This is a genomic window from Micromonospora sp. H33 (genome assembly GCF_052068455.1).
Lineage (GTDB): Bacteria > Actinomycetota > Actinomycetes > Mycobacteriales > Micromonosporaceae > Micromonospora.
The window spans coordinates 420604-446879 of the sequence record NZ_JBQHDE010000002.1; the positions used below are offsets into that span (position 1 = coordinate 420604).

General features: G+C 74.9%; 20 protein-coding genes. 13 read left to right on the forward strand and 7 right to left on the reverse strand.

What is annotated here, in order from left to right; genetic code table 11:
* Positions 1-22: 22 nt before the first annotated feature.
* The 8 genes from ACTMS0_RS07555 (at position 23) to ACTMS0_RS07590 (ending at position 9441) form a co-directional block, all read left to right on the forward strand.
* The gene (locus ACTMS0_RS07555) at positions 23-1672 is read left to right on the forward strand and encodes a DNA polymerase Y family protein (RefSeq protein WP_441154679.1); all 1650 of its coding nucleotides are present in this window, start codon (positions 23-25) and stop codon (positions 1670-1672) included.
* Positions 1665-1886, forward strand: coding sequence for a hypothetical protein (locus ACTMS0_RS07560; RefSeq protein ID WP_441154377.1), 222 nt, complete (start codon positions 1665-1667; stop codon positions 1884-1886). The genes ACTMS0_RS07555 and ACTMS0_RS07560 overlap by 8 nt, the downstream gene beginning before the upstream one ends.
* Positions 1883-5257, forward strand: a complete 3375-nt coding sequence (locus tag ACTMS0_RS07565) for an error-prone DNA polymerase (RefSeq protein ID WP_441154378.1) — start codon at positions 1883-1885, stop codon at positions 5255-5257. The genes ACTMS0_RS07560 and ACTMS0_RS07565 overlap by 4 nt, the downstream gene beginning before the upstream one ends.
* A 98-nt stretch (positions 5258-5355) precedes the next feature.
* Positions 5356-5535 carry a hypothetical protein gene (locus ACTMS0_RS07570; RefSeq protein ID WP_441154379.1) on the forward strand — a complete coding sequence of 60 codons (180 nt, stop codon included), beginning with the start codon at positions 5356-5358 and terminating at the stop codon, positions 5533-5535.
* Between the two features lie 37 nt (positions 5536-5572).
* A complete protein-coding gene (locus ACTMS0_RS07575) occupies positions 5573-6340 on the forward strand; it encodes a methyltransferase domain-containing protein (protein WP_441154380.1) in 768 nt (255 codons plus the stop codon).
* Positions 6337-7632 carry an alkaline phosphatase family protein gene (locus ACTMS0_RS07580; protein ID WP_441154381.1) on the forward strand — a complete coding sequence of 432 codons (1296 nt, stop codon included), beginning with the start codon at positions 6337-6339 and terminating at the stop codon, positions 7630-7632. The genes ACTMS0_RS07575 and ACTMS0_RS07580 overlap by 4 nt, the downstream gene beginning before the upstream one ends.
* Before the next feature lie 38 nt (positions 7633-7670).
* On the forward strand, positions 7671-8930 hold the full coding sequence (locus tag ACTMS0_RS07585) for a DNA polymerase IV (protein WP_441154382.1): 1260 nt from the start codon (positions 7671-7673) through the stop codon (positions 8928-8930).
* Between the two features lie 115 nt (positions 8931-9045).
* The gene (locus tag ACTMS0_RS07590; protein WP_441154383.1) at positions 9046-9441 is read left to right on the forward strand and encodes a DUF3040 domain-containing protein; all 396 of its coding nucleotides are present in this window, start codon (positions 9046-9048) and stop codon (positions 9439-9441) included.
* A 200-nt stretch (positions 9442-9641) separates the two neighbouring features.
* Here ACTMS0_RS07590 and ACTMS0_RS07595 read toward each other — a convergent pair whose 3' ends face one another.
* Genes ACTMS0_RS07595 through ACTMS0_RS07605 form a run of 3 tightly spaced genes read right to left on the reverse strand, consistent with a single transcriptional unit; the run spans position 9642 to position 14482 of the window.
* Positions 9642-12113, reverse strand: a complete 2472-nt coding sequence (locus ACTMS0_RS07595) for a transglutaminase TgpA family protein (protein WP_441154384.1) — start codon at positions 12111-12113, stop codon at positions 9642-9644.
* Between the two features lie 16 nt (positions 12114-12129).
* Positions 12130-13428 carry a DUF58 domain-containing protein gene (locus ACTMS0_RS07600; protein WP_441154385.1) on the reverse strand — a complete coding sequence of 433 codons (1299 nt, stop codon included), beginning with the start codon at positions 13426-13428 and terminating at the stop codon, positions 12130-12132.
* Position 13429: 1 nt separating this feature from the next.
* Positions 13430-14482 carry an AAA family ATPase gene (locus tag ACTMS0_RS07605; protein ID WP_441154386.1) on the reverse strand — a complete coding sequence of 351 codons (1053 nt, stop codon included), beginning with the start codon at positions 14480-14482 and terminating at the stop codon, positions 13430-13432.
* Positions 14483-14949: 467 nt separating this feature from the next.
* On the opposite strand from ACTMS0_RS07605, the gene leuS reads away from it, so the two are divergent.
* The gene (gene leuS, locus ACTMS0_RS07610) at positions 14950-17790 is read left to right on the forward strand and encodes a leucine--tRNA ligase (protein ID WP_441154387.1); all 2841 of its coding nucleotides are present in this window, start codon (positions 14950-14952) and stop codon (positions 17788-17790) included.
* Between the two features lie 128 nt (positions 17791-17918).
* Here leuS and ACTMS0_RS07615 read toward each other — a convergent pair whose 3' ends face one another.
* The 4 genes from ACTMS0_RS07615 to ACTMS0_RS07630 are packed head-to-tail and all read right to left on the reverse strand — an operon-like array spanning position 17919 to position 21313.
* Entirely contained in the window at positions 17919-18674 is a 756-nt protein-coding gene (locus ACTMS0_RS07615; protein ID WP_441154388.1) for a phosphotransferase, read from the reverse strand.
* Positions 18674-19357 (reverse strand): TVP38/TMEM64 family protein, encoded by a 684-nt coding sequence (locus tag ACTMS0_RS07620; RefSeq protein WP_441154389.1) that lies wholly within the window; start codon positions 19355-19357, stop codon positions 18674-18676. Before ACTMS0_RS07620 ends, ACTMS0_RS07615 begins: the two co-directional genes overlap by 1 nt.
* The gene (locus ACTMS0_RS07625; protein ID WP_441154390.1) at positions 19354-20076 is read right to left on the reverse strand and encodes a type 1 glutamine amidotransferase; all 723 of its coding nucleotides are present in this window, start codon (positions 20074-20076) and stop codon (positions 19354-19356) included. Before ACTMS0_RS07625 ends, ACTMS0_RS07620 begins: the two co-directional genes overlap by 4 nt.
* Positions 20066-21313, reverse strand: a complete 1248-nt coding sequence (locus ACTMS0_RS07630) for a MurT ligase domain-containing protein (RefSeq protein WP_441154680.1) — start codon at positions 21311-21313, stop codon at positions 20066-20068. Before ACTMS0_RS07630 ends, ACTMS0_RS07625 begins: the two co-directional genes overlap by 11 nt.
* 357 nt (positions 21314-21670) lie before the next feature.
* On the opposite strand from ACTMS0_RS07630, the gene mraZ reads away from it, so the two are divergent.
* From mraZ to ACTMS0_RS07650, 4 genes are all read left to right on the forward strand, one after another.
* Positions 21671-22102: a division/cell wall cluster transcriptional repressor MraZ gene (mraZ, locus tag ACTMS0_RS07635; protein WP_441154391.1), complete on the forward strand. Its 432-nt coding sequence runs from the start codon at positions 21671-21673 to the stop codon at positions 22100-22102.
* A 206-nt stretch (positions 22103-22308) separates the two neighbouring features.
* Positions 22309-23412: a 16S rRNA (cytosine(1402)-N(4))-methyltransferase RsmH gene (gene rsmH, locus ACTMS0_RS07640; RefSeq protein WP_441154392.1), complete on the forward strand. Its 1104-nt coding sequence runs from the start codon at positions 22309-22311 to the stop codon at positions 23410-23412.
* Positions 23402-24007 carry a hypothetical protein gene (locus ACTMS0_RS07645; RefSeq protein WP_441154393.1) on the forward strand — a complete coding sequence of 202 codons (606 nt, stop codon included), beginning with the start codon at positions 23402-23404 and terminating at the stop codon, positions 24005-24007. Before rsmH ends, ACTMS0_RS07645 begins: the two co-directional genes overlap by 11 nt.
* 3 nt (positions 24008-24010) lie before the next feature.
* Positions 24011-26188 carry a peptidoglycan D,D-transpeptidase FtsI family protein gene (locus ACTMS0_RS07650; RefSeq protein ID WP_441154394.1) on the forward strand — a complete coding sequence of 726 codons (2178 nt, stop codon included), beginning with the start codon at positions 24011-24013 and terminating at the stop codon, positions 26186-26188.
* Positions 26189-26276: the final 88 nt, after the last annotated feature.

The window sequence follows — 26276 nt, forward strand, 5'->3', positions numbered from 1 at the left end:
GTCCGCCGCACCGGTACGCACGCTGCTGCTCTGGTGTCCGGACTGGCCGGTGATCGCCGCCGAGATCGTCGACGGGGTGCCGGCCACCGATCCGGTCGCGGTGCTGCACGCCAACCGGGTGGTCGCCTGCTCGGAGCAGGCCCGGGCGGAGGGGGTACGCCGGGGGCTGCGCCGGCGGGAGGCGCAGGGCCGGTGCCCCCGGCTCACCGTCGTCGACCACGACCCCGCCCGGGACGCCCGGGCGTTCGAGCCGGTGGTGGCCGCGGTCGAGGAGCTGGTGGCCGGCGTCGAGGTGGTCCGCCCCGGTGCGTGCGCGGTGGCGGCCCGGGGGCCGAGCCGCTACCTCGGCGGCGAGGAGGCGGCGGCGGAGCGGATCGTTGAGCACGTCGCCCAGGCCTGCGCGGTGGAGAGCCAGATCGGCATCGCCGACGGGGTCTTCGCCGCCGGGCTGGCCGCCCGCTCCGGTCGGGTCGTCCCGCCGGGCGGGGCGCCGCGGTTCCTCGCCGACCTGCCGGTCGAGGCGCTCGGCCGTCCGGCCCTGGCCGACCTGCTGCGCCGGCTCGGTGTGCGTACCCTCGGCGACTTCGCGGCGCTGCCCGCCGGGGACGTGCTGGCCCGGTTCGGTTTCGACGGTGCGTTGGCCCACCGGCTGGCGGCGGGGCGGGACCACCGCCCGCTCGCGGTCCGGCAACCCCCGGCCGACCTGGCGGTCACCGCGGACCAGGACGACCCCCTCGACCGGGTCGACGCGGCGGCCTTCGTCGCCCGGGCGCTGGCCGAGCGGCTGCACGACCGTCTCGCCGCGCACGGGCTGGCCTGCACCCGGCTCGGCATCGAGGCGGTCACCGCGCACGGCCAGGAGCTGCACCGGGTCTGGCGGCACGACGGTCTGCTCACCGCCGCCGCCATCGCCGACCGGGTGCGGTGGCAGCTCGACGGCTGGCTCTCCGGCGGCCGACCCGGCCGGGTCGGTGCCCGTCCGCCCCGGCCGACGGCCGGCATCATCCGGCTGCGGCTGGTCCCCGACGGGGTGATCGCGCAGGGTGCCCTGCAACCGGGCCTGTGGGGGGAGGCCGGCGAGGAGCGGGAGCGGGCGCACCGGGCGCTCAGCCGGGTCCAGGGCATCCTCGGCCCCGAGGCGGTGGTCACGGCGGTGCTCGGCGGCGGGCGGTCCCCGGCCGACCAGGTGCGCCTGGTGCCGTGGGGCGACGAACGCCTCCCCGCCCGCCCGGGCCCGCCCCCGCTGCCGCCCCGCCCCGATCCGCTGCCGGACGGCCCCGACGCAGCCCGGTCCAGCGGGACGGTCCGGCGGAGTCGTCCGGGCCGGTCGACGCGGACGGGAGAGCCGCCGTGGCCGGGTCGGCTCCCGCCACCGGCTCCGGCGGTGGTGTTGCCCGAGCCGCTCGCCGCCACCGTGCACGACGCGGCCGGCGAGCCGGTCGAGGTCAGCGCGCGCCTGGCGGTGAGCGCCGCACCGGCCCGGTTGGCCGTCGGGACCGCCCGCCCGGTGGAGATCGTGGGCTGGACCGGGCCGTGGCCGGTGGACGAGCGCTGGTGGGCGCCGGTCGAGGCTCGGCGACGGGCCCGGTTCCAGGTCGGCCTCGCCGACGGCAGCGCCCTGCTGCTCGCCGTCGAGGGCGGCCGGTGGCTGGTGGAGGCCATCTATGACTGAGCGCCACCTGTCGACCTGCCCCATCTGTGCGACCGCCCCGCCGACCCCGCTGCTCTCGACCCCGCTGCTCTCGACCCCGCTCTCGACAGATCTTGGAAGATTACGGCCCCTCCAGGGGCCGAAATCTTCCAAGATCGCGTCGCCGGCGCAACCGGCGCACCTGGCGCACCTGGTGCACCCCGCGCGCCTGGCGTACCCGGGGGTGCGGGCGTGAGTTTTCACAACCCGGATCTGCCGTGGTCGGACCTGGAGCGGGTGCTCACCGGCAAGCCCGCCCGAGGGCAGCGCCGTACGCCGCGCGATGAGCGGCACCTGCACGTGGTGGACCCCCTGGCGGTGGACGCCGACGGTGGGGACTCACCGGCCTGGACCCGCAAGCGCCAGCACTACGAGCCGCCGCCGCTGGACCGCCCGGACGGCGTGGTGCCGTACGCGGAGCTGCACGCCCACACCAACTTCAGCTTCCTCGACGGCGCCAGCCACCCGGAGGAGCTGGCCGAGGAGGCCGCCCGGCTGGGGCTCACCGCTCTCGCGGTGACCGACCACGACGGCTTCTACGGCGTGGTGCGCTTCGCCGAGGCGGCCCGCGCCCTGCACCTGCCGACGGTCTTCGGCGCGGAGCTCTCCCTCGACCTGCCCGGCCCGCAGAGCGGCGAACCGGACCCGCTCGGCCGGCACCTGCTGCTGCTCGCCCACGGCCACGAGGGGTACGCGCGGCTGGCCGCCACCATCTCCCGCGCCCAGCTGCGCGGCGGGGAGAAGGGCCGCCCGGTCTACGGGGAGCTGGAGGAGGTCGCCGCCGAGCTGCGCGACCACGTGCTGGTGCTCACCGGCTGCCGGAAGGGGCACGTGCCGGCCGCCCTGCTCACCGAGGGCGTCGACGCGGCGGCCCGGGAGCTGGACCGGCTGACCGCGCTCTTCGGCGCGGAGACGGTGGCGGTGGAGCTGACCGACCACGGGCACCCGGTCGACGCCGACCGCAACGACGCCCTCGCCGAGCTGGCCGCCGCCGCCGGGCTGCCGACCGTGGCGACGAACAACGTGCACTACGCCACCCCGGGGCGGCGCCGGCTGGCCACCACGGTCGCCGCGGTCCGGGCCCGGCGCAGCCTGGACGAGATCGACGGCTGGCTGCCCGCCGCCGGCACCGCCCACCTGCGCAGCGGCGCCGAGATGGCGGCGCGGTTCGCCGCGTACCCGGGAGCCGTGGCCCGGGCCGCCGAGTTCGGTGCGGAACTCGCCTTCGACCTCCAGCTCGTCGCACCGGCGCTGCCGGCGTACCCGGTGCCGCCGGGGCACACCGAGATGAGCTGGCTGCGCCACCTCACCGCGCAGGGCGCGCGGGAGCGGTACGGCCCGCCGGAGGCGCACCCCGAGGCGTACGCGCAGCTGGAGCACGAGCTGAACATGATCGAGGAGCTGGGCTTCCCCGGCTACTTCCTGGTGGTCTACGACATCGTCGCGTTCTGCCGCGAGGAGGACATCTACTGCCAGGGGCGGGGGTCGGCGGCCAACTCGGCGGTCTGCTACGCGCTGCGGATCACCAACGTGGACGCCGTGCGGCACCGGCTGCTCTTCGAGCGTTTCCTCGCCCCCGAGCGGGACGGCCCGCCGGACATCGACGTGGACATCGAGTCCGACCGCCGCGAGGAGGTCATCCAGCACGTCTACGCCCGGTACGGCCGGGAGCACACCGCCCAGGTCGCCAACGTCATCTCGTACCGGCCGCGGTCGGCGGTGCGGGACGTGGCGAAGGCGTTCGGGTTCTCGCCCGGGCAGCAGGACGCCTGGAGCAAGCAGATCGACCGCTGGGGTTCGGTCGCCGCGGTCGACGTGGAGGACATCCCCGAGCAGGTGGTCGCGTACGCCAACGAGCTGCAGACGTTCCCCCGGCACCTGGGCATCCACTCCGGCGGCATGGTGATCTGCGACCGGCCGGTGATCGAGGTCTGCCCGGTGGAGTGGGGGCGGATGCCCGGCCGCAGCGTGCTCCAGTGGGACAAGGACGACTGCGCCGCGGTCGGGCTGGTCAAGTTCGACCTGCTCGGCCTCGGCATGCTGTCCGCGCTGCACTACGGCTACGACATGATCGGGATGAGCCTCGACCTGGGGGACATGACCCTGGACGACCCCGAGGTGTACGACATGCTCTGCCGGGCCGACTCGGTCGGGGTGTTCCAGGTGGAGAGCCGCGCCCAGATGGCCACCCTGCCCCGGCTCAAGCCCCGCTGCTTCTACGACCTGGTGGTGGAGGTGGCGCTGATCCGGCCCGGCCCGATCCAGGGCGGCTCGGTGCACCCGTACATCCGGCGCAAGAACGGCCAGGAGCCGGTCACCTTCCCGCACCCGCTGATGCGCAACGCGCTGGAGAAGACCCTCGGCGTGCCGCTGTTCCAGGAGCAGCTGATGCAGCTCGCCATCGACCTGGCCGGCTTCGACGCCGCCGAGGCCGACCAGCTGCGCCGGGCGATGGGGGCGAAGCGGTCGGTGGAGCGGATGGCGCAGATCGCCGACCGGCTCTACGCCGGCATGGCCGAGCGGGGCATCACCGGCGAGCTGGCCGACGACGTCTACCGCAAGCTCACCGCGTTCGCCAGCTACGGCTTCCCGGAGAGCCACGCGATGAGCTTCGCGTACCTGGTCTACGCCAGCTCCTGGCTCAAGCGCTACCATCCCGCTCCGTTCCTGGCCGCGCTGCTCAACGCCCAGCCGATGGGCTTCTACTCGCCGCAGACCCTGGTCGACGACGCGCGCCGGCACGGGGTGGAGGTCCGCCGGCCGGACGTCAACGCGAGCGGCGCGAAGGCCGTCCTGGAATCCACCCCGGACACCCGGTGGGGGAGCCGGCCGGGGGAGCCGCCGCACGCCTGGGGGCTGGACGGGCCGGCCGTCCGCCTGGGGCTGTCCGGCGTGCGTACCCTCGGCGAGGACGTGGCCGAGCGGATCGAGGCCGACCGGGTGGCGCACGGGCCGTACCGCGACATGCCGGACCTGGCCCGGCGCGTGGGTCTCACCGCCGCGCAGCTGGAGGCGCTGGCCACCGCGGACGCCTTCGCGTGCTTCGGCCTGACCCGCCGGGAGGCGCTGTGGGCCGCCGGGGCGGCGGCCCAGGACCGGCCGGGTCGCCTGCCCGGCACGGTGACCGGCACGGCCGCGCCGACCCTGCCCGGGATGGAGGCGGTCGACCGCCTCGTCGCGGACGTGTGGGCGACCGGGCTGTCGCCGGAGAGCCACCCGGCCCGGTTCATCCGCGACCAGCTCGACGCCTTGGGCGCGGTGCCGATCGCCCGGCTCGGCCGGGTGGAGCCGGGCCGGCGGATCCGGGTCGGCGGGATCGTCACCCACCGGCAGCGCCCGGCGACCGCGGGCGGGGTCACCTTCCTCAACCTGGAGGACGAGACCGGGATGCTCAACGTCACCTGCTCCCCGGGGCTCTGGCAGCGGTACCGGCGGGTGGCGAGGACGAGTGCCGCGCTGGTGGTCCGGGGGCGGCTGCAGCGGCACGAGGGAGTGATCAATCTCACCGCTGACCGGTTGGACCCGATTGATCCCCCGGTCAGCCCCGCGTCGCGCGATTTTCGTTGATCAATAAGTGATCCACATTACGGTTTTCCGTCCGGGACGGCGGGAGACTCCTGCCCGCGCGGGCAGGGTGGCCCGCGCGTCACGAGGGGAACGAACCGATGACGGGGAATCGCGCCAACAGCGGTGGAGTGGCCAACGCCCGACGGACCCGGCTGGGCGCCGGCTGGGTGCCCACGCACCACGTCGAGACCCGCGAGTACGAGGTCACCGACGGGCCCGTGGCGAACTCGGTGCGCTCCCGCCAGGAGGAGGAGACCGCCGCTGGCGGCGAGGCCTGACCGCCCGCCGGGCGCTTCCCCGGCCGAGCTGGACCGGGTGACTAGGCTCGTCGGGGTGGAGCACACCCGAGGCCGGCTCGCCGGGCCGCCGCTGACCCCCCGTACCGCCGTGATCTGGTCGGTGCTGCGCGCCGAGCTGGACCGCCGCGGTGACACCGACCTGACCGTGCTCGACGTGGGTGGCGGCACCGGCGGCTTCGCCGTGCCGCTGGCCCAGGCCGGGCACCGGGTGACCGTCGTCGACGCCAGTCCCGACGCGCTCGCCGCGCTGACCCGCCGCGCCGCCGAGGCCGGGGTCGCCGAGCGGGTACGCGCGGTGCAGGGCGACGGGGACGCGCTCGCCGGGCTCGTCGAGCCGGCCAGTGTGGACCTGGTGCTCTGCCACGCCGTCCTCGAGGTGGTCGACGACCCGGCACCGGTGGTCGCCGCGCTGGCCAACGCCCTCCGCCCGGGCGGCGCCGCGAGCGTGCTGGTCGCCGGGCGGGCCGCCGCCGTGCTCGGCCGGGCGATGAACGGGCACCTGGACGTCGCCGCCGCGCTGGCCGCCGACCCCACCGGCACCGCCGGGCCACGGGACACCCTGCGCCGGCGCTACGACGCCGAGAGCGCCGCCGCGCTGCTGGCCGCCGCCGGGCTGACGGTGGAGGAGATCCACGGCGTACGCGTCCTCGCCGACCTGCTCCCCGCCGTGGTCGCCGACGGTCAGCCGGCCGCCCTGCTGGAGCTGGAGTGGGCGCTCGCCGCCCGGACGCCCTGGCGGGACCTCGCCGCGCAGCTGCACCTGTTCGCCCGCCGTCCGGCATGACCGGGCCGCGCGAGCCGGCCGCCGCCGAGCGGCTGCCGGACCCCGGACCGGCCGGCCCCGCGCCGGACGGTACGGGCGCGGCGCCGGGGGCCGCGGCGGAGAAAGACGCCGCCTCGACCTCGCCGGCCGGGCCGGACCGGTCGCCCGGTCCGCTGGCGACCGTCGCCCCCCGGTACGGCGCGGCCAGCCTCGCCGACGTGCTCCCCGCCGCGCTCGCGGTGCTCGGGGTGCCCGGCGCCACCGACGCGCTCGGCCTGACCGGGGCGCTGGCCGGCGTCCGCCGGATCGCCGTGCTGCTCGTCGACGGCCTCGGGTGGTACCAGATCCCGACCGCCGCCCCGTACGCGCCGACCCTGGCCGGCCTCGCCGCGACCGTCGGCCGGCCGCTCACCTCCGGCTTCCCGTCCACCACCCCGACCAACCTGGTGACCCTGGGCACCGGGGCCGCGCCCGGCGCGCACGGCGTACTCGGCTTCACCGTGCGGGTCCCCGGGACCGACCGGGTGCTCAACCACGTCGAGTGGGCCGGCGACCCGGAGCCGCTGCGCTGGCAGCCGGTCCCGACCCAGTTGGAGCGGGCGCGGGCGGCCGGTGTGCACGTGACGGTGGTGAGCCGGCCGGAGTTCGGCGGCAGCGGGTTGACCGTCGCGGCCAACCGCGGTGGCGACTACCGGGGCGCGGCCGGCGTCGACGCGCTGGGCCGGGAGATGCTCGCCGCCCTGACCGCCGGGACCGGGCCCACCCTGGTCTCCGGCTACCACCCCGACGTGGACCGGCACGGCCACCTCAGCGGCGTCGACTCGGTGCCGTGGCGGATCGCGGCCGCCGACGTGGACCGGCTGCTGGCCCGCCTCGTGGACGGGCTGCCGCCGGACGCCGCGTTGCTGGTCACCGCCGACCACGGGCAGCTCGACGTCCCGGCCGGTCACCGGTTCGACCTGGACACCGATCCGCGCCTGCGCGCCGGCGTGGCCGTGGTCGCGGGTGAGCCCCGCGTCCGCTACCTGCACGTCGAGCCGGGGGCCCGCGACGACGTGGTGGCCACCTGGTCGGCGGTGCTCGGTCCCGCGGCCCGGGTGCGGACCCGGGAGGAGGCGGTGGCCGCCGGCTGGTTCGGCCCGGTGCCCGAGGAGCACCTGAGCCGGATCGGGGATGTGGTGGTGGTCTGCAACGCCACGTACGCCGTCCTGGCAACCCGCTCCGAGCCGCCGATGGCGAGCCGGCTGGTCGCGTACCACGGGGCGGACACGGCGGCCGAGATGACCATCCCGCTGCTGGTGGTGCGGGGCTGACCCGACGTTTCGTCGCACCCCGCCGCTAGCCTTCCGGCATGGGCCGCAGCCAGTCGTTGCCCCGGGGCGGCGATCCGCGCTTCGGGCCGGACGCCGACGACTCCGGCTGCCCCATGCTGCACGTCGACATGGACGCGTTCTTCGCCTCCGTGGAGGTGCGCCGCCGGCCGGAGCTGCGCGGCCGGCCCGTCGTGGTCGGCGGGATCGGGCCCCGCGGCGTGGTCAGCTCCGCCAGCTACGAGGCCCGACGGTACGGCGTCCGCAGTGCCATGCCGACCATGCGGGCCCGGGCGCTCTGCCCGCAGGCGGTGCTCCTGCCGCCCGACTTCACCGCCTACTCGGCGGCCTCCCGGGCGGTCATGCAGATCTTCCGGGACGTCACCCCGCTGGTCGAGCCGCTCTCCCTGGACGAGGCGTTCCTCGACGTGGCCGGCGCCCGGCGGCTGTTCGGCCCGCCGTCCGCGATCGCCCGGCTGATCCGCGAGCGGGTGGCGACCGAGCAGTCGCTCACCTGCTCGGTCGGGGTGGCGTCCAGCAAGTTCGTGGCGAAGCTGGGCTCGACCCGGGCCAAGCCCGACGGCCTGCTGGTCGTCCCGGCCGCCCGGGTGCTCGACTTCCTGCACCCGCTGCCGGTGTCGGCGCTCTGGGGTGTGGGGGAGCGCTCCGCCGACACGCTGCGCCGGCTCGGCCTGACCACCGTCGGCGACCTGGCGCAGGCGCCGTACGGCATGCTGCGCCAGGCGCTCGGCGACGCCGCCGCCCGCCACCTGCACGACCTGGCGTGGGGGCGCGACCCGCGCCGGGTCACCCCGGAGCACGTGGAGAAGTCGATCGGCGCGGAGGTGACGTTCGACGTCGACGTGGCCGACCCGGAGGAGATCCGCCATGCCCTGCTCGGCCTGGCCGAGAAGGTCGGCGCCCGTTTGCGCCGCGCCGGCCAGGTCGGGCGGACGGTCGCGCTGAAGGTGCGCCTGGAGGACTTCCGCACCGTCAGCCGCTCCCGCACCCTCGACGTGCCGACGGATGTCGGTCGGGAGATGTTCGACACGGCCTGGGCGCTCTACACGGCACTCGACCCGGGTGAGCCGATCCGGCTGGTCGGCGTGCGGGCCGAGGGACTCTCGGCGGCCCGGGAGACCCCACGCCAACTCGCGCTCGGCGCGCCCGAGCGGGGCTGGCGGGAGGCGGAAGCTGCCGCCGACGCAGCTGCTGCCCGTTTCGGGCGGTCCGTCATAGGTCCGGCCAGTCTGCTCCGAGTCCGTGAGCAGCGCCCGGATGAAAATCAGCGTCGGCCATAGGTCGTCCCGCTTTCCGACGCGCGGGGCCCCTCGTAGACTTGCGGGTAAGCAGCCGGTTGGCTGCCACGGTCTGTCGGCCCGACCGGGCCGACCCATGTGACCGGGGAGGAGTGCCGTGCCGCTCTCGGAGCACGAGCAGCGGCTGTTCGAGCAGATCGAGCGGTCGCTTGCCGAGGACCCCAAATTCGCCTCGGCCGTGCGCGCCAGCGACCCGCGTTTCCACGCGCGGCGTCGCCTGCTCGTCGCTGCCGGCGTGGTCGTCGTCGGCCTGGCCCTGTTGGTCTACGGCGTGGTGATCACCACTGCGCTGGTGTCGGTGGCGGGCTTCGTCGTCATGCTGGCTTCGGCCGCGTTCGCGGTGCAGTCGCAGCGGCGGGCGCAGTCACCGGACCTGCACGTCGTGGGCGGGACGACCACACGTCGCCGTCCACGCGGGCGGACAGGTCGGCGCCCGTCGATCCTGGACCGGATGGAGGACCGGTGGCGGCAGCGCCCGGAGGGGCACCGCTGACCCCCTCCTGACCGCAACCCGGCCGGCCGCCGGGGGCGGTCGCGTCGCCGTGACTGCGGCGACGCTTCGCGCTCCCGCGCGCCCCGACAACCGCACCGAGCCCCCCGCCAAGTGCCCGCCGCGCGGTGGGACGGCGTTACCCCGACCGCACCCCGACCGGCCGTCGTGGCAGTGGCGACCGGGCGGGGTGGGCGGTGGGGTCAGCGGGCGAGGCGGCCCGCGAGCAGGCGTCGCGGACTCCAGCGCACGAGCGTGAGCCGGAGTCGCCCGTACGACGCCACCAGCCCGGCCGACCCGTCCGCCGTGGCGGTCCGCCAGCGCAGCAGCACCGACGGGGGGAGGATCGCTGCCAGCAGGCGGGTGCGACGGTCGGCCCGCGCGGCGAGCGCGCCGCGGACCCGGCGCAGCGCCGGCAGCAGCGGCTCCCCGGTGAGCGGATCCCGGGCGTACCGGGCTCGCTCCTCGGCCCGGCCGAGCAGGCGTACCGCCGTCGTCGCGTCCGTGTCCTCGGCGAGCGACTCCCGGGCGAGCCGGTCGGCGGTGGCCCGGGGGGTCTCCGTCCGGTCGACCCGGACGCGGAAGTCCACCAGGGTGTCGAGCAGCTCGTCCCAGGCGGCGTGCGCGTCGGCCCGCGCCCGGTCGGCGTCGGCCAGCACGACCATGCGCCGCGCGTCGGCCGGCACCCCGGTGGCGTCCGGCTCGGCCGCCTCGGGGACCGGTGCCGGGGCCCGGCCGCCGCTGCGCCGCCGGCGCAGGGCGAGCCGCCGCAGCGCGGGGACGGCGAGCAGCGCGAGCAGGGCCACCGCCCCGGCCACCCACCACAGCCACACCGGCACCGTCCGGGTCGGCGTGCCGGAGTCGACCGGCAGCCCCGAGGACGGGTCCTCCTGCCCCTCGTTGCGGCGCTCCGCAGCGGGCGTGGCCTCCGGCTCCGCCGGCCCGGCGGTCGTGCCCGGCTCCGGGGTGGTCTCCTCCGGGGCGTCGGTGTCCGGCGCCCAGGCAGAGCGGGCGGCGCCCTGGACGCCGTACGCGGGGGTGGCGTCGAAGGGCACCCAGCCGAACCCGACGAAGTAGGCCTCGGTCCACGCGTGCAGGTTGCGGTTGGTCAGGGTGTACGTGCCGCCGCTGGAGTTGGCGCCGTTGGTGAAGCCGAACGCCACCCGCGCCGGGACGCCGGCGGCACGGACCAGCCACGCCATCGCGGCGGCGTACTGCTGGCAGAAGCCGACCTTGTTGTTGAGGAAGTTGACGATGTCCTGCCCGCTGGTGCCGCCCTCGGTGGTGAGGGCGTAGCTGAACCCGTTGTCCGCGGAGAAGTAGTCGTAGATCGCCCGGACCTTGTCGTACTCGGTGGTCTTGCCCTTGATCAGGGTCTTGACCAGCGTCTCCACCTCCGGCACCCGCGGGGTGAGCAGCTGCCGGCGCAGGGTGTGGTCGGCCGGGAGGGGCGGGGCCTGCCGCAGCGCCGGCGCGCTGTACGTGGTCCGCACGTACTCGAACGCGTAGCGCTTGTCCCGCGACGTCTCACGGCTGGAGAAGACGACCTGGAGGTTCGTGTCGTAGGCCCAGTTGCCGTTGAGGTCCTCGGTGCGTACCGGCTCGCCGTACACCGGGAGGTACGGCATGGCGAGGTTCTTCGTCACCTCCACCGTGGCCCGGTAGCGGTTGCGCTCGACCCCGGCCCGGTCCGGCTCCTGCGGACCGGACAGCTCGCGGGTCACCGGGCGGCCGGTGGGGGTGCGGACCCGGAAGCCGTCCTGCCGCAGCTCGTCGGCGGCGCCGAAGCGCAGGTAGAAGGGCGCTGGCTCGTCGGTGGTGACCTTCACCAGATCGGCGACCTCACGCTCGTTGAGCTGCCCGCTCAGCGCCGCGAAGAGGTCGATCCGGCCGGGCGAGCCGCCCTGACCGGGCCGGCCGGTGCCGTCACCGGTGCCCGAGCCGATCGTGTCCAGAAGGCCGCCGGTCATCCCCGGCACGGCCAGCGGCAGGACGACGGCGACCACCACGCCCACCGCCGCGAGCCGGCGACCGGCGGACGCCAGCGGCGAGGCCTCCCACACGTCCACGCCCCGGCCGTCGCCGGTGAACCGCCGGCCGAACCGGCGTACCTTGTCGACGTTGTCGGTGACCAGCAGCCACAGGTAACCGGCCGTGCCGATGACGAACGGCACCGGGGGGACGCTGTCCACGTAGACCGCCACCGGCACCGAGTAGACGGCGAGCATCGGCAGGCCGGCGAGGGCCGGCCGGCGCATCCCGACCGCCACCAGGTCGACCAGCACGGCCACCCCGCCGATGCCGAGCACCGTGATGAACAGCAGCGGGTCGGTGTCCGGCACCTTGACGCCGTACGAACGCATGTCCTCCATCGACGCCTCGGCGAGGGAGCCGAAGTGCCCGAAGGTGGCGGGCGTGGGCACGATGCCGAGCAGTTCGGAGCCCGAGGGGAAGAGCCACGCCAGCGCGAGCGTCAGGCCCGCCACCATGCTGAGCATCTGCCCCCACAGCGGCACCCGGCCCAGCCGGGTCAGCGCCGCCGCGGCGGCCACCACCGCGACCGCGATGGTCGACTGGATCAGCCACGTCCAGCGGTCGAAGATGGCCGACAGCGGCGCCGCGGCGAGCAGCGTCGCAGCGGCCGCGACCAGGCCCAGGTTCCGGTGGGCGATCATGAGGGGAGCCTTCCGTTCATCGCATGCCGCCGGCGACCGTCTCGGCCAGCGCCGCCCGTACGGCGAAGCCCTGCGAGCCCCGCGCGGCCTGCGGCCACAGCGCGGGCAGCCGGGCACCGTGGTCGACGCCGATCACCCGCCACCCGCTCTGCAGCAGCGCGAGGGCGGCGGCGCCGTGCGCGTGGTCGGCCTCGGCCCGCGCCTTGGCCGGCAGGTTGAGCCAGGTCGAGCTGTCCAACAGGAACGCGACGCAGGTCGCGCCGTTGCCGCGCAGCCCGGCCAGCACCTCGGCCTCGGCGGTGCTCAGCGTCCCGAACAGGCCGATGATCAGGCCGCCGTCGGAGCGCTGCCGGACCCGCTGCACCAGCGTGGTGATCTCGACCCGCTGGTCGAGGCGGACCTCCGCGAGGTGGTCGAGGAGAACGCCGTCACCGGCCAGTTCCGTCGCGTCGACGTCCGCGCCGGAGCCGGTGACCAGCCGCAGCTTGTAGCCGCCCTGCCGCAGGTGCACGGCGATGCTCGCGGCGGCGGAGACCGCCCACTCGAAGCTGGCGGTGGGCCCGTCGCCGCGGTGCCCGAACGCGCGGGTGTCGAGCAGGACGGTGGCGCGGCTCTCCCAGGGCTGCTCCTCGCGGCGCACCATCAGCTCGCCGGTGCGCGCGGTCGACTTCCAGTGCACCCGCCGCAGGTCGTCGCCCACCCGGTACTCCCGGGTCGCCGCGTCGTCCTCGCCGTGCACCGCCACCGACCGGGCCCGGCTGTCGCCGCTGCCCGCGTACTCGCCGGGGAGCCGGACCGTGGGCAGCGGGTGGACCTGCGGGATGACCGTCAGCCGGTCGGTGCTGGGGAAGGCGCGGGTCAGCTCGCACAGGCCGAACGGGTCGGTCATCCGGATCACCAGCGGGCCGACGTCGTAGCGCCCGCGCACGTCGGCCCGCACGGTGTACGCCACCGAGCTGGCCTGGTGCGCGCCGAGCCGGTCGAGCACCACCCGGGGACGGCTGCCCAGCGCGTACGGCAGCCGGTCCTCCAGGAGCAGCGTGCCGGTGGGCAGGCGGGACAGGTTCTGCAGGCGCAGCACCACCCGGGAGCTGGCCCCGACCGGCACCCGGTGCGGGTCCAGCGAGCGGTGGCAGGCCAGCTTGTACCGGCTGCGTCCGACGTAGAACGCGGCGAGCAGCGGCAGGACGCCGAGCAGCACGGCCACCCGCAGCAGGTCCTTCTCGCCGAGGATCGCGGCCGAGATCGCCGCGGCGATGGCCGCGGCGAGGAAGGAACGGCCGCGGGTGGTCAGCCCGCGCAGCCCGTCGCGCACCTCACGGCCTCCGCGGCTCGTACGGGGCGCGACCGTTGCCGGTGGCGGGCCGGGTGTCGTACGGCGAGCGGCGGCGCTCGTGCGGCAGCGGCAGGCGGTGCACCAGGTCGGAGACGATCGCGTCGGTGGTACGCCGGGCGAGCTGCGCGTCGGCGGTCGGGATGATCCGGTGCGCCAGCACGGGCACGGCCAGCACCTGCAGGTCGTCGGGGAGGACGTAGTCGCGTCCGTCGAGCGCGGCGACCGCGCGGGCGGTGCGCAGCAGCTGGAGGGTGGCCCGGGGCGAGGCGCCGAGGCGCAGGTCGGGTGCCTCCCGGGAGGCGGTGACCAGGTCGACGGCGTACTGCTTGACGGCGTCGGCGACGTGCACCTGCCGGACGTGCGCGATGAGCCGCCGCACCGTGTTGGCGTCGGAGACCGGCCGCAGCTCCTGCAACGGGTCGGTCGCGCCGTGCCCGTCGAGCATCGCCAGCTCGGCGCCGGCGTCCGGGTACCCCATCGCGATGCGGGCGGTGAACCGGTCGCGCTGGGCCTCGGGCAGCGGGTACGTGCCCTCCATCTCGATCGGGTTCTGCGTGGCGATCACCATGAACGGCGTCTGGAGCTGGTAGGTCACCCCGTCGACGGTGACCTGCCGCTCCTCCATGCACTCCAGCAGGGCGGACTGCGTCTTCGGCGAGGCCCGGTTGATCTCGTCGCCGACGACCAGGTTGGCGAACACGGCACCGGGGCGGAACTCGAAGTCGTGCGTCTCCTGGTTGTAGACGCTGACGCCGGTCACGTCGCTGGGCAGCAGGTCGGGGGTGAACTGGATGCGGCGGACCGTGCAGTCGATCGACCGGGCCAGGGCCTTGGCCAGCTTGGTCTTGCCGACGCCGGGCACGTCCTCGATGAGCAGGTGACCTTCGGCGAGCAGCACGGCGAGCGCGAGGCGTACGGTGGCCGTCTTGCCCTCGATGACCTGTTCGATGTTCGCCACGATGGCTTCACTGGCGGCGCGGAACTCGTCGTGCGGCAGCAGACCGCCCACCTCGTCCCAGGTCTGTTGTGTCACGGGCCTCCTCCTCGTCGCCTGGACGGCAGCTCTGTATAGAGCACCTGGACCCGCTGTTCGGTTCGCGCGAGCGAGCCTCGTCTGCCGCAGAAATCTCACTGGTCTCTCAGGCTAACCATGTTTCTCGCCGTCGCCGACCCCCGCAGGTAGACGGTCGGTTACGCCCCGAATATTCGCCGGGACGGGGGACCGGACCGCTGCGTTCGGTGCCGGAAACGATCACCGAGCGCTGCCGCGCGGTGGCGGGACGCCTGCCAGACCGACGGCGGGGTACACTCCGTGACATGGCCGGAGTCTTCCTGCTTCTTACCGGGCCGTGCTGATGCGCTGAACGCGCGACAGCACGGCGGCCCCTCCTGCGCGAGGGGCTTTTTTGTGCCCGTCGTCGGCCCGGTTCCGTCAGGCGGGCGGCGAGCACCGACCGAGACCGCACGAGACGACCCGCGCCGAGCTACGCGAGGAGAGCCATGACTGAGGCAGCCGCACCGGCCAGCGACATCCCCCCGTTCCGGTACACCGCGGCCCTGGCCGACGAGATCGAGCACCGCTGGCAGGACATCTGGGAGCGGGAGGGCACCTTCCACGCCCCCAACCCGACCGGCCCGCTGGCCGACCCGGGGCACCCGCGGGCGGGGGCGGAGAAGCTGTACGTACTGGACATGTTCCCGTACCCGTCGGGCGCCGGCCTGCACGTCGGCCACCCGCTGGGCTACATCGGCACCGACTGCTTCGCGCGCTACCAGCGGATGGCCGGCCGCAACGTGCTGCACGCGATGGGCTTCGACGCGTTCGGGCTGCCCGCCGAGCAGTACGCGGTGCAGACCGGTACCCACCCGCGCACCACGACCGAGGCGAACATCGCCCGGTACAAGTCCCAGCTGCGCCGGCTGGGGCTGGCCCACGACGAGCGCCGCTCGGTGGCCACCATCGACACCGACTTCTACCGCTGGACCCAGTGGATCTTCCTGCAGATCTACAACTCCTGGTACGACGCCGAGGCGAAGCGGGCCCGCCCGATCGCCGAGCTGATCGCCGAGTTCTCCGGCGGCACCCGGCGCACGCCGGACGGCCGCCCGTGGGCCGAGCTGACCGAGGCCGAGCGCCGGCGCACCGTCGACGACCACCGGCTGGCGTACGTCTCCGAGGCCCCGGTCAACTGGTGCCCGGGGCTGGGCACCGTGCTGGCCAACGAGGAGGTCACCGCCGAGGGCCGCTCCGAGCGGGGCAACTTCCCGGTCTTCAAGCGGAACCTGAAGCAGTGGATGATGCGGATCACCGCGTACGGCGACCGGCTGCTGGACGACCTGGACACGCTGGACTGGCCCGAGCCGATCAAGATGATGCAGCGGAACTGGATCGGCCGCTCCATCGGCGCGCACATCGACTTCCCGACGACCGTCGAGCCGATCCGGGTGTTCACGACCCGGCCGGACACCGTCTTCGGCGCCACCTACATGGTGCTGGCTCCCGAGCATGACCTGGTCGACGCGCTGGTGCCGGCGGCCTGGCCGGAGGGGACGAAGGACGCCTGGACCGGCGGGCACGCCAGCCCGCGGGCGGCCGTCGAGGCGTACCGCAAGGCGGCCGCGGCGAAGACCGACGTCGAGCGGCAGGCGGAGACGAAGGAGAAGACCGGCGTCTTCGTAGGTGCGTACGCCACCAACCCGCTCACCGACGCGCGCATCCCGATCTTCATCGCCGACTACGTGCTGGCCGGCTACGGCACCGGCGCCATCATGGCGGTGCCCGGGCAGGACGAGCGGGACTGGGCGTTCGCCGAGGTCTTCGAGCTGCCAATCGTGCGCACCGTGCAGCCACCGGAGGGCTTCGACGGCAAGGCGTACACCGGGGAGGGCCCGGCGGTCAACAGCGCCGCGCCCGACCGCGGCCTGGACCTGAACGGCCTGGGGGTCGCCGACGCCAAGGCCCGGATCATCGCGTGGCTGGAGACGAACGGGCACGGCCAGGGCGCGGTGACCTACCGGCTGCGGGACTGGCTGTTCAGCCGCCAGCGCTACTGGGGCGAGCCGTTCCCGATCGTGTACGACGAGACCGGTGCCGCGATCGCGCTGCCGGAGGAGATGCTGCCGGTCGAGCTGCCCGAGGTGGAGGACTTCTCCCCGAAGACGTTCGACCCGGAGGACGCCGACAGCAACCCGGAGACGCCGCTGTCGCGCCGGCGCGACTGGGTCGAGGTCGAGCTGGACCTGGGCGACGGCCCGAAGCGCTACACCCGCGAGACGAACGTGATGCCGCAGTGGGCGGGCTCCTGCTGGTACGAGCTGCGCTACCTGGACCCGACCAACTCCGAGCGCTTCGTCGACGCGGAGAACGAGCGGTACTGGATGGGCCCGCGCGGCGAGGGCGACTGCGGCGGCACCGACCTGTACGTCGGCGGCGCCGAGCACGCGGTGCTGCACCTGCTGTACGCCCGCTTCTGGCACAAGGTGCTGTACGACCTGGGCCACGTGTCGAGCTTCGAGCCGTTCCGCAAGCTGTTCAACCAGGGCTACATCCAGGCGTACGCGTACACCGACGCGCGGGGCGCGTACGTCCCGGCGGAGGAGGTCGTCGAGCGCGAGGGCGGCTTCTACCTGGGCGACACGCAGGTCAACCGCGAGTACGGCAAGATGGGCAAGTCCCTGAAGAACGTGGTGACGCCGGACGAGATGTGCGCCGCGTACGGGGCGGACACCTTCCGGGTGTACGAGATGTCGATGGGCCCGCTGGAGGTCTCCCGCCCGTGGGAGACCCGCGCCGTGGTCGGCTCGTTCCGGTTCCTGCAGCGGGTCTGGCGGGCGATCGTCGACGAGCAGACCGGCGCGCTGCGGGTCAGCGACGCCCCGGCCGACGAGGCCACCCGCCGACTGCTGCACAAGGTCGTCGACGGGGTCCGCGGCGACATGGAGGGGATCCGGTTCAACACCGCGATCGCCAAGCTGATCGAGCTGACCAACGGCCTGACCCGGCTGTCGGAGACCCCGCGCGAGGTGGCCGAGCCGCTGGTGCTGATGCTGGCGCCGTTCGCCCCGCACGTCGCCGAGGAGCTGTGGCGCCGGCTGGGCCACGAGACCTCGCTGACGTACGCGGACTTCCCGGTCGCCGACCCGGCCCTGCTGGTGGCCGAGACGGTGACGTACCCGGTGCAGGTCAACGGGAAGGTCCGCGGCCGGATCGAGGTCCCCGCCGACGCGCCGGAGGAGACGGTCCGCACGGCGGCCCTGGAGGCGGTGGCCGGCTCCCTGGCCGGCAAGGAACCCCGCAAGGTCATCGTCGTCCCGGGCCGGATGGTCTCCGTCGTCGCCTGACCGTGTCGCCTCCCCGCCGCCATCTCACGGCGGCGGGGAGGCGACAACGTCACCGAAAGAGTGGCCATTCCCCGTCGGAAGGCCACTCTTTCCGTGAAAGAGCGCGGGCCTGGGGTGGGGGCGCCCAGTCAGTCGTGGACGGCGGCGTGCACGGTGGGGCGGTGGGCGAGCAGCCAGTCGTGCCAGCCTCGGATCATCGGCGGGACGGCGGCCGCGCGCAGCCGCAGCATCGCCGGCTCCCCGCGTTCGGAACCGGCCTCGATGCCGCGCCAGGTGCCGTCGAGTTGGCCGAGCATCACGTCGACCAGGTCGCCCCGGGGGAGCGGGCCGGGGCCGGCGGCGTCGTACGCGTCGCAGAGCAGCCGCGCCCGCCGGCCCAGCTCGACCGGGTCCGCGCCGGGCCCGAGGGGAGCCCAGTGCCAGGCGGCGAACGCCACGTCGTCGATCCGCCGGCCCGGCCCGGCGAGGTCCCAGTCGAGGAACGCCACCGGCAGGGGACCGGTGGGGGATTTCCGGTAGACGGTGTTCTTCGGGGACAGGTCGTGGTGGCAGACCGTCGCCGCGCCGCCGGCCAACGGTGTGCCGGCAGCGGCGTCGTGCAGCCGCCGGATCAGCGCGGCCAGCCGGGCCAGCGCCGGGTCGGCGAAGAAGGCCGGGTCCTCCCGGTCCCGCCAGGGCACCCGGCCGGCCACGTAGCTCAACACCTCCCGGCCGCGTTCGTCGAACCCGAGGTGCCGGGGCGCGAGGTCCGCGCCCACCCGCTCCAGGTGACGCAGCAGCGCCGCGACGCGGTCGGCGTTCGCCCCGGGGGTACGCCGGACCGTGTCGCCGACCCGGACCACGTCGGTGACGAAGCCCCCGGGCAGTGGCTCCTCGCCCGGCATCAGGTGGGGCCGAGACGGCGGCGGCGTTCGGCGCGCCACCAGCGGCGGATGAGCACGGCGCTGGCGATCAGGCCGAGCCCGGCGGGGGCGGCGGCGAACCAGTTGACCTCGCCGGGGGAGGTGACCGCGGCGCCGACGGCCGCGTACCCGAAGGCGGTCGGCGCGGAGGCGATCACGCTGCCGACGAGGAACGGCAGCACCCGGGCACCGGTGGTGCCGTAGCCGTAGCTGACCAGGCCGAAGCCGGCGATCGGCAGCAGCCGGACGGTGATCACGCCGAGCACGCTCTGCCGGGCGAACCAGCCGTCCAGGCGGGCCAGGCGGCCACGGACCCGTTCGGCGACGAACTCCCGCCCGAGGAGCCGGCCCACCGTGAAGGCGACCGCCGCCGCCAGCACCGCGGCGCCGAGGGCGTACGCGGCCCCTTCGAGGGCGCCGAAGAGCGCCCCGGACGCCAGCGTGATGAAGGTCCGGGGAATCAACGCGACGAGCAGCAGCGCGCCGCCGACGATCGCCGCCGCCGGGGCGTACCCGCCGAGCCGGTCGGCGTACCCCGGCAGGTCCGCCAGGTCCGGTCGGGGCGCCAGCAGCGCGGCCGGCGTGAGGACCGCGAGTAGGAGCAGCAGGACGCCGAACCGCACGGCGGACGGCTCCCGCAGCAGCCGCCGGACGGCGTGGATCATGGTCGGGCGGCGGCGGCCACCGCGGCGCGGCGCTCGGCACGGAGGCGGTCGGACCAGGTGTCGTCCAGCGGGGGGAGCTGGTTGACGCCGGTGGCCCAGCGCAGCAGCAGGTCGGCCAGGGCGGGGTTGCGGGCCAGGGCCGGCCCGTGGGAGTACGTGCCGAGCAGCTTGCCGCGCCACGCGCCCTCGGTGGCGCCGTCGTTGCCGACCCCGGCGGTGACCCGGGCGAGGGGAGACGCCTCCGGGCCGAGGTGGGTGCGGCCGCCGTGGTTCTCGAAGCCGCTGAGCGGCGGCAGCCCGAGCCGGGGGTCGATGTCGCCGGCCAGCTCGCCCACGGCCCGGGTGGGCCCCCGGTCCGACGAGAGGTCGAGCAGTCCCAGCCCGGCGCACTCGGTCCCCTTGGCGAAGAAGGAGGAGCCGAGCAGCTGGTAGCCGGCGCAGACGCCGAACACGACCGACCCCTGCGCGACGGCGCGGTGCAGGCCGCCGTCGGCGATCAGCCGCTGCGCGCCGAGCGCCTGCGGGCCGTCCTCGCCGCCGCCGATCAGGTAGATGTCGGCGGTCGCGGGCAGCGGCTCGTCGGAGCGGACCTCCAGCACCTCCACCGGGAAGCCGCGCCGCTGGGCGCGGGTGGCCAGGATCAGCGCGTTGCCGCGGTCGCCGTAGGTGGAGAGCAGGTCGGGGTAGACCCAGACGATACGCAGGCTCTCAGTTGACACGGTCCAACTCCGCTCGGATGTCCTGGAACGCGGTGTAGTTCGCGATGACCTCCAGCCGGCCCGGCGGGGCCGTCCGGATCGCCTCGGCGAACGTGCGGACGTGCTGGAACGGCACGCCGTTGACGTCGAGCCGGACGGCCAGGTCGTACGCCCGGTCGCCGGTGATGAGCACCTGCCGGCCGCGCAGCGGGCTGAAGTCGACGTCGAAGAGCCAGGAGGTGTCCAGCCCGTCGGGGTCGCGGGCGTTGATGGAGAGCAGGGTCGGCGCCTCGTCGGCCATGTCGAACGCCTCCAGCCAGCTGGCCGGGTTCTTCGCCAGCAGCAGCCGGATCAGCCGTCCGTCGCGCTCGACCTGCGCGTACCGGCCGGCGATCGAGGTGACCGAGCTGAGCTTGAGCACCGCGTCGACGGGGCGTACGCCGAACTCGGCCGCGACCGCGAGCGCGGTGGCGGCGTTGCCGACGTTGACCTTGCCGGGGAGCTGGAGCTTCACTTTGTGCCAGGCACCGGTGGGGTCGACCACGCCGTCGTCCTCCACCGTCCAGTGCGGCTGGGGGCGGCGCAGCGGGCAGCCGGTGCACCACCACTGGTCGCCCTCGCGGGCGATGGTGGAGCCGCACTCCGGGCAGACCCACGAGTCGTCGTGCCAGCGCTGGCCGGCGCTGAACCAGGTGACCTGCGGCGGCGTGATCCGGTGGTCGTGGTTGGGCGGCGGGGTGGCCGCCCACACGACCATCGGGTCGTCGGCGTTGGCGACGACGCGGAGCTCGGGGTGCCGGACCAGCGCCGCGCGCCAGAGCTGCGCCATCATGGCGACCTCCTTGGCCCGGTCGAGCTGGTCGCGGGAGAGGTTGAGCAGCGCCACCACGTGGGCCTCGGTGGAGTCCAGCACCTGCGCCAGGTAGTGCTCGTCGACCTCGAGCACCGCGTACGGGGTGCTGCCGGCCTTGGCCAGCGCGGAGGTGTGCCCGGTGGGCATGTTGGCGCCGAACGAGTTGGTGGCGACCTTGCCGAGCACGCTGACGGCGGCCGTGGTGAGGCGCGTGGTGGTGGTCTTGCCGTTGGTGCCGGAGATCAGGGCGATGGCGCGGCCGGCGGCGAGGTGGGCGAGCAGGTCAGGATCGATCTTCAGGCCGATCCACCCGCCGATGACCGAGCCGTCGCCGCGGCCCGCGGCCCGCGACAGCGCCGCGGCGGTCCGCGACACGGAGCTGGCCACCTTCGCCCGCAGGGGCATCTTCGCGTCCGTCACGCGAGCGAGGTTACTCCACCGCCGGGCCCCCCAGATCGCCGCCGACGGCGAACCGTTCGGCCGGTTACCCGGCGGCGACCGGCCGGACCGGCATCGGCCGGATGGAACTGATCTATGTCGGAAAGCGGACGGCGCCGGTGGGGCCGCTCCGCCCTCCACTCCGCTCCACCCCCGTTGACGTGCGGTTTTGACCGGGCGACACGCCCGCCACGCGGGCATTTCCGGTTGCAGGTGGAGGGAAGTGGAGTAGAGTGGGGCGCGATGGTGAGGCCGGGAGGGCCCACCGGCCCGGGGGGTCAGCGGCGCCGCGAACGCCGCTAGATGGGCGAGGGGGTTGGGCCGATGTTCCTCGGCACCCACACCCCGCGTCTCGACGACAAGGGCCGGTTGATCCTTCCGGCGAAGTTCCGGGACGAGCTGGCGGGGGGTGTCGTGATCACCAAAGGGCAGGATCGCTGCCTCTACGTCTTCCCGACGCCGGAGTTCCAGCGGATCGCGGAGCAGTTGCGCGCGCAGCCGATGACGCACAAGGCGGCCCGGGCCTACAGCCGGGTCTTCTTCGCGAGCGCGCACGACGAGGTCCCCGACAAGCAGGGGCGGGTGACCATCCCGGCCCACCTCCGGGAGTACGCCGCACTCGAGCGCGACCTGGTCGTGATCGGCGCGCACACGCGGGTGGAGATCTGGGACCGCACCGCCTGGGAGACCTACCTCTCCGAGAGCGAGGACGACTTCGCCGACATCGAGGAGGGGGTGCTGCCCGGCGGTCTGTAGGGCGTGACGGCGCCCGACGTACTGCGAGATCTCCAGCCGCTTTCGAGTTCCTGGCATCCCTTCCCCGGTGCCAGGCGCACGATCCGATCGGGGGGCCGTGGCCGGAAGGCGGGCGGGAGCGGATGGGGATCTGGCGGTACGACGGCACGGCGCCGTCCGACGACGGACGCGAGACGACGGACGAATCGGAACCACTGGGGGTCGACATGGGGGAGCCACGCGGCACGCACGTGCCGGTGCTGCTCGAGCGGTGTCTCGAGCTGCTCGCTCCCGCGCTGGGCCGGGGGGAGCGCACGGTCCACGTCGACGCCACGCTGGGGCTGGGCGGGCACGCCGAGGCGGTGCTGGAGGCGCATCCGCGGACCGTGCTGGTCGGGCTCGACCGGGACACCGAGGCCCTCGCCCACGCGCGGACGCGGCTGGCCCGGTTCGCCGACCGGATCCACCTGGAGCACGCCGTGTACGACGAGCTGCCCGAGGTGCTGGCCCGGCTCGGGTACCCGGCTGTCGACGGGGTCCTGTTCGACCTCGGGGTCTCCTCGTTGCAGCTCGACGTGCCCGACCGCGGGTTCGCGTACGCGCAGGACGCCCCACTGGACATGCGGATGGACCAGACCCGGGGGGTGACCGCCGAGGAGGTGGTCAACACCTACTCGCACCCGGACCTGGCCCGGGTGCTGCGGGTCTACGGCGAGGAGAAGTTCGCGACGCGGATCGCCTCGGCGATCATCCGGGAGCGGGAACGGGCCCGGATCACCTCGTCGGCGCGCCTCGCCGAGCTGGTACGGGAGAGCATTCCGGCACCAGCCCGGCGAACCGGCGGACACCCGGCAAAGAGAACGTTTCAGGCTTTACGGATAGAGGTAAACAAAGAGCTGGCGGCGCTGGAAGCGGCGCTGCCGGCGGCGCTCGACCGGCTCACGGTGGGGGGCCGCATGGTGGTCCTGTCCTACCACTCGCTGGAGGACCGGCTCACCAAGGCGGCGCTCGCCGACCGGGTCCGCAGCACGGGCCCGGTCGACCTCCCGGTCGAGCTGCCCGGGTCCGGTCCGACGTTCCGGCTGCTCAGCCGGGGCGCGGAACTGCCGAGCGAGGTGGAGGTCGCGGCGAACCCGCGCGCCGCCTCGGTGCGGCTGCGGGCCGCGGAGCGGCTCGACCCGACCGTGGAGCAGCACCGGCGTACCGACCGCGAACGGTACCGCCGGCGGGTCCGGGCGATGCACCAACCGGGGACGGGGTCGGCCGCGCGACGGTCGGCTCCGGGGGATGGGACAGGGACGGACGAAGAGGGGGAGGGGCATGACGATTGACAAGCGCGACCGCCGGGACGTGACCGGCGGCGGGCAGCGCACACCGCGGTCGGGGGGCCGGATCGCGGCGGAGCGGGCCACGCGCGTCGGCACGGGCACGCCGCGGGCGGACCGGGCGGGCCGGCTGGGGGAGACTCGCGCCCGGGGGGCGCGCGAGTTCCCGACCCAGGGCACCGCGGCGCTGCGCCCGGCCGAGCGGGGTGGCGCGACCGCGACGCGCGCGCCCCGGCTGCGGGTGGCGCCGCCGGCGCCGGTGTCGGTGCCGCGCGCGCCGTTCGCCGCGCTGATCGTGGTGCTGGTCGTCGGTGGGGTGCTCGGCATCCTGCTGGTCAACACCAAGATCAACGAGAACGCGTTCCGGCTGGAGAAGCTCCAGCAGCAGCAGGCCAAGCTGGACCTGGAGCAGCAGCAGCTCAACCGGGAGATCGCCGAGGCGGAGGCGCCGGGCAACCTGACCGCCGCCGCGCGCAAGCTCGGCCTCGTCGAGGCCGGCGAGCCGGCGTACATCCGGCTGCCGGACGGCAAGACCATCGGCGTGCCGCAGCCGGCCAGCGGGCAGCCGTCGGTCACCAGCCAGCAGGGCGCCGGGGGGTAGATCGTGCCCCCGAGATCGGAGGAACCGCGCCGGGACGCCACGGGCTCCCGGCGCGGCTCGTCCCGTGGTGACGGGACCGCCGATCCGCGTACGGGTGAGCCGGGGGTCGGCGGGATCTCCGGCGCCCGCGCGTACACCCCGCGGGGGCGCACCATCGGCGAGGAACGGCTGGGGGACGCCCGCGCCGCCCGCCCCGAGCAGCGCCGGACACCGCGCGGGAGCCGCTCCGGCGACCCGTTCCGCCCCGCCCTCCAGGTGCTCGACGGTGGGCGGGTCGGTGCCGGGCGCGCCGGCCGGCGGGAGCCGCCGCCCCGCCGTACCTCGGTGGTCCGGACCGTGCCGGAGCGCGCGCCGCGGGAGGACGCGCCGCCGCGCCGCCGCCCCGCGCGTACCGCGCCGGCCCGGCCGGCGGCCCGGCGCCCGTCGCGCAAGCCGCCGAAGCCGCCGCGGCTGGCCGATCCCGGCCGCCGGCTGCGGCTCGGCACCGCGCTGGCGCTGACCCTGTTCGCCGTCATCGGCATCCGGCTCGTCGTCCTCCAGGCGACCGAGAGCGCGGCGTACGCCGACGCCGGCCTCCCCGACCGGCTGCGCACCGTGGTCCTGCCGGCGCCGCGCGGCGCCATCTACGACCGCGACGGGGCGGCGCTCGCGCACAGCGTCGAGGCGCGGTACGTCTACGCCGACCCGACCCAGATCGAGGACCCGCAGGCCACCGCGAAGGCCCTGTCGCCGCTGCTCGGCATCCCGCCCTCCGAACTGGTGGAGAAGATGAAGCCGCGCAAGCGGCCCAACGGCAGCGACTCCCAGTTCGAGTACCTGGCCCGTGGTGTCGACGTCGGCCGGGCGCGGCAGATCATGGCGTTGGAGCTGCCGGGCATCAACACCCACCGGGACGAGCGGCGCGAGGTGCCCGGCGGCGACCTGGCCGCGAACCTGATCGGGTTCACCAGCCCGGACATGATCGGCCTGGAGGGCCTGGAGGCCCGCTACGACGACCTGCTCGCCGGCGTCGACGGCAAGCGCGTCTACGAGGTGGGCCTCGGTGATCTCGCCGCGCCGATCCCCGGCGGGTACAGCGAGACGACGAAGGCGAAGCCGGGCAGCTCGCTGCAGCTCACCATCGACCGCGACCTCCAGTACATGGTGCAGGTCCTGCTGGCCCAGCGGATGGGCCAGGTCAAGGGCTCCACCGGTGCGGCGGTCGTGCTGGAGGTCGGCACGAACGAGGTGCTGGCCCAGGCCGCGTACCCCACCTACAACGCGGCCACGCCGGACGCGAGCAAGCCGACCGAGCGGGAGGACGTCGCGACGAGCTTCGTGGTCGACCCGGGCTCGGTGCACAAGGCGATCACCTTCGGCGCGGCCCTGCAGGAGGGCGTGATCACCCCGGACGCGACGCTGCCGGTCGCGAACGCCGTCCGCAAGGGCGACACCTGGTTCGCCGACACCCATCCGGCGGGCGGCAGGCGGATGAGCCTGCCCGGCATGATGGCGTACTCGTCGAACGTGGGCACCATCGCCATCGCCGACAAGCTGGGCCGGGACCGGCTCATCGACTACCAGAGGCGGTTCGGGCTGGGCGAGGCGACGGGCGTCGGCATGCCGGGCGAGGCGAGCGGGCGGCTCCTGCCGGCGGAGGAGTGGAGCGGGTCGTCGGACGGGTCGGTGCCGATCGGGCACAGCGTCGACGCCACGCCGCTGCAGATGGCCGCCGCGTACGCCACGATCGCCAACGGCGGCACGTACGTCGCGCCGCGCCTGGTCAAGGAGATCATCGGGCCGGACGGGAAGCGGACGAAGCCCGAGCCGCCGCCGACCCGGTCGGTGCTCAGCCCGGACACCGCCGCCGAGCTGCGGACCATCCTGGAGGCGGTGACCACCGTCGATTCCGCGACCGGCCTGGCGGCCGCGATCCCCGGGTACCGGGTCGCCGGCAAGACCGGCACCGGCTGGCGCCTGGTCGACGGCGTCAAGCAACCCGGCGAGGTGGCCTCGTTCATCGGGATGGCTCCGGCCGAGAAGCCCCGGTACGTGATCGCGGTCTTCGCGCACACGCCCGGCGGCGGGGGCGGCGACATCGCCGCCCCGGCGTTCCGGGACATGATGCAGTTCGCCCTGCGTCACGACCGGGTTCCGCCGTCGTCCGCCGCCGCGCCGAAGTTCGAGGTCTTTCCTCGCTGACCGGCGGGAACGGGACATCATCGGTGAGTGAGGACGAACCACCGGGGCGGCTGTGCGGCCGGAAGCGGACGACCGGGTAGGGTCTGAC

Bases quoted from the DNA above. Each gene is read 5' to 3' on its own strand.
- ACTMS0_RS07595 (WP_441154384.1), bottom strand. From the start codon at position 12,113: ATGATCGCCCACCGGAACCTGGGCCTGGTCGCGGCCGCTGCGACGCTG.
- ACTMS0_RS07580 (WP_441154381.1), top strand. From the start codon at position 6,337: ATGACCGGGCCGCGCGAGCCGGCCGCCGCCGAGCGGCTGCCGGACCCC.
- leuS (WP_441154387.1), top strand. From the start codon at position 14,950: ATGACTGAGGCAGCCGCACCGGCCAGCGACATCCCCCCGTTCCGGTAC.
- ACTMS0_RS07585 (WP_441154382.1), top strand. From the start codon at position 7,671: ATGGGCCGCAGCCAGTCGTTGCCCCGGGGCGGCGATCCGCGCTTCGGG.
- ACTMS0_RS07630 (WP_441154680.1), bottom strand. From the start codon at position 21,313: ATGCCCCTGCGGGCGAAGGTGGCCAGCTCCGTGTCGCGGACCGCCGCG.
- ACTMS0_RS07570 (WP_441154379.1), top strand. From the start codon at position 5,356: ATGACGGGGAATCGCGCCAACAGCGGTGGAGTGGCCAACGCCCGACGG.
- ACTMS0_RS07560 (WP_441154377.1), top strand. From the start codon at position 1,665: ATGACTGAGCGCCACCTGTCGACCTGCCCCATCTGTGCGACCGCCCCG.
- ACTMS0_RS07615 (WP_441154388.1), bottom strand. From the start codon at position 18,674: ATGCCGGGCGAGGAGCCACTGCCCGGGGGCTTCGTCACCGACGTGGTC.
- mraZ (WP_441154391.1), top strand. From the start codon at position 21,671: ATGTTCCTCGGCACCCACACCCCGCGTCTCGACGACAAGGGCCGGTTG.
- rsmH (WP_441154392.1), top strand. From the start codon at position 22,309: ATGGGGGAGCCACGCGGCACGCACGTGCCGGTGCTGCTCGAGCGGTGT.
- ACTMS0_RS07620 (WP_441154389.1), bottom strand. From the start codon at position 19,357: ATGATCCACGCCGTCCGGCGGCTGCTGCGGGAGCCGTCCGCCGTGCGG.
- ACTMS0_RS07645 (WP_441154393.1), top strand. From the start codon at position 23,402: ATGACGATTGACAAGCGCGACCGCCGGGACGTGACCGGCGGCGGGCAG.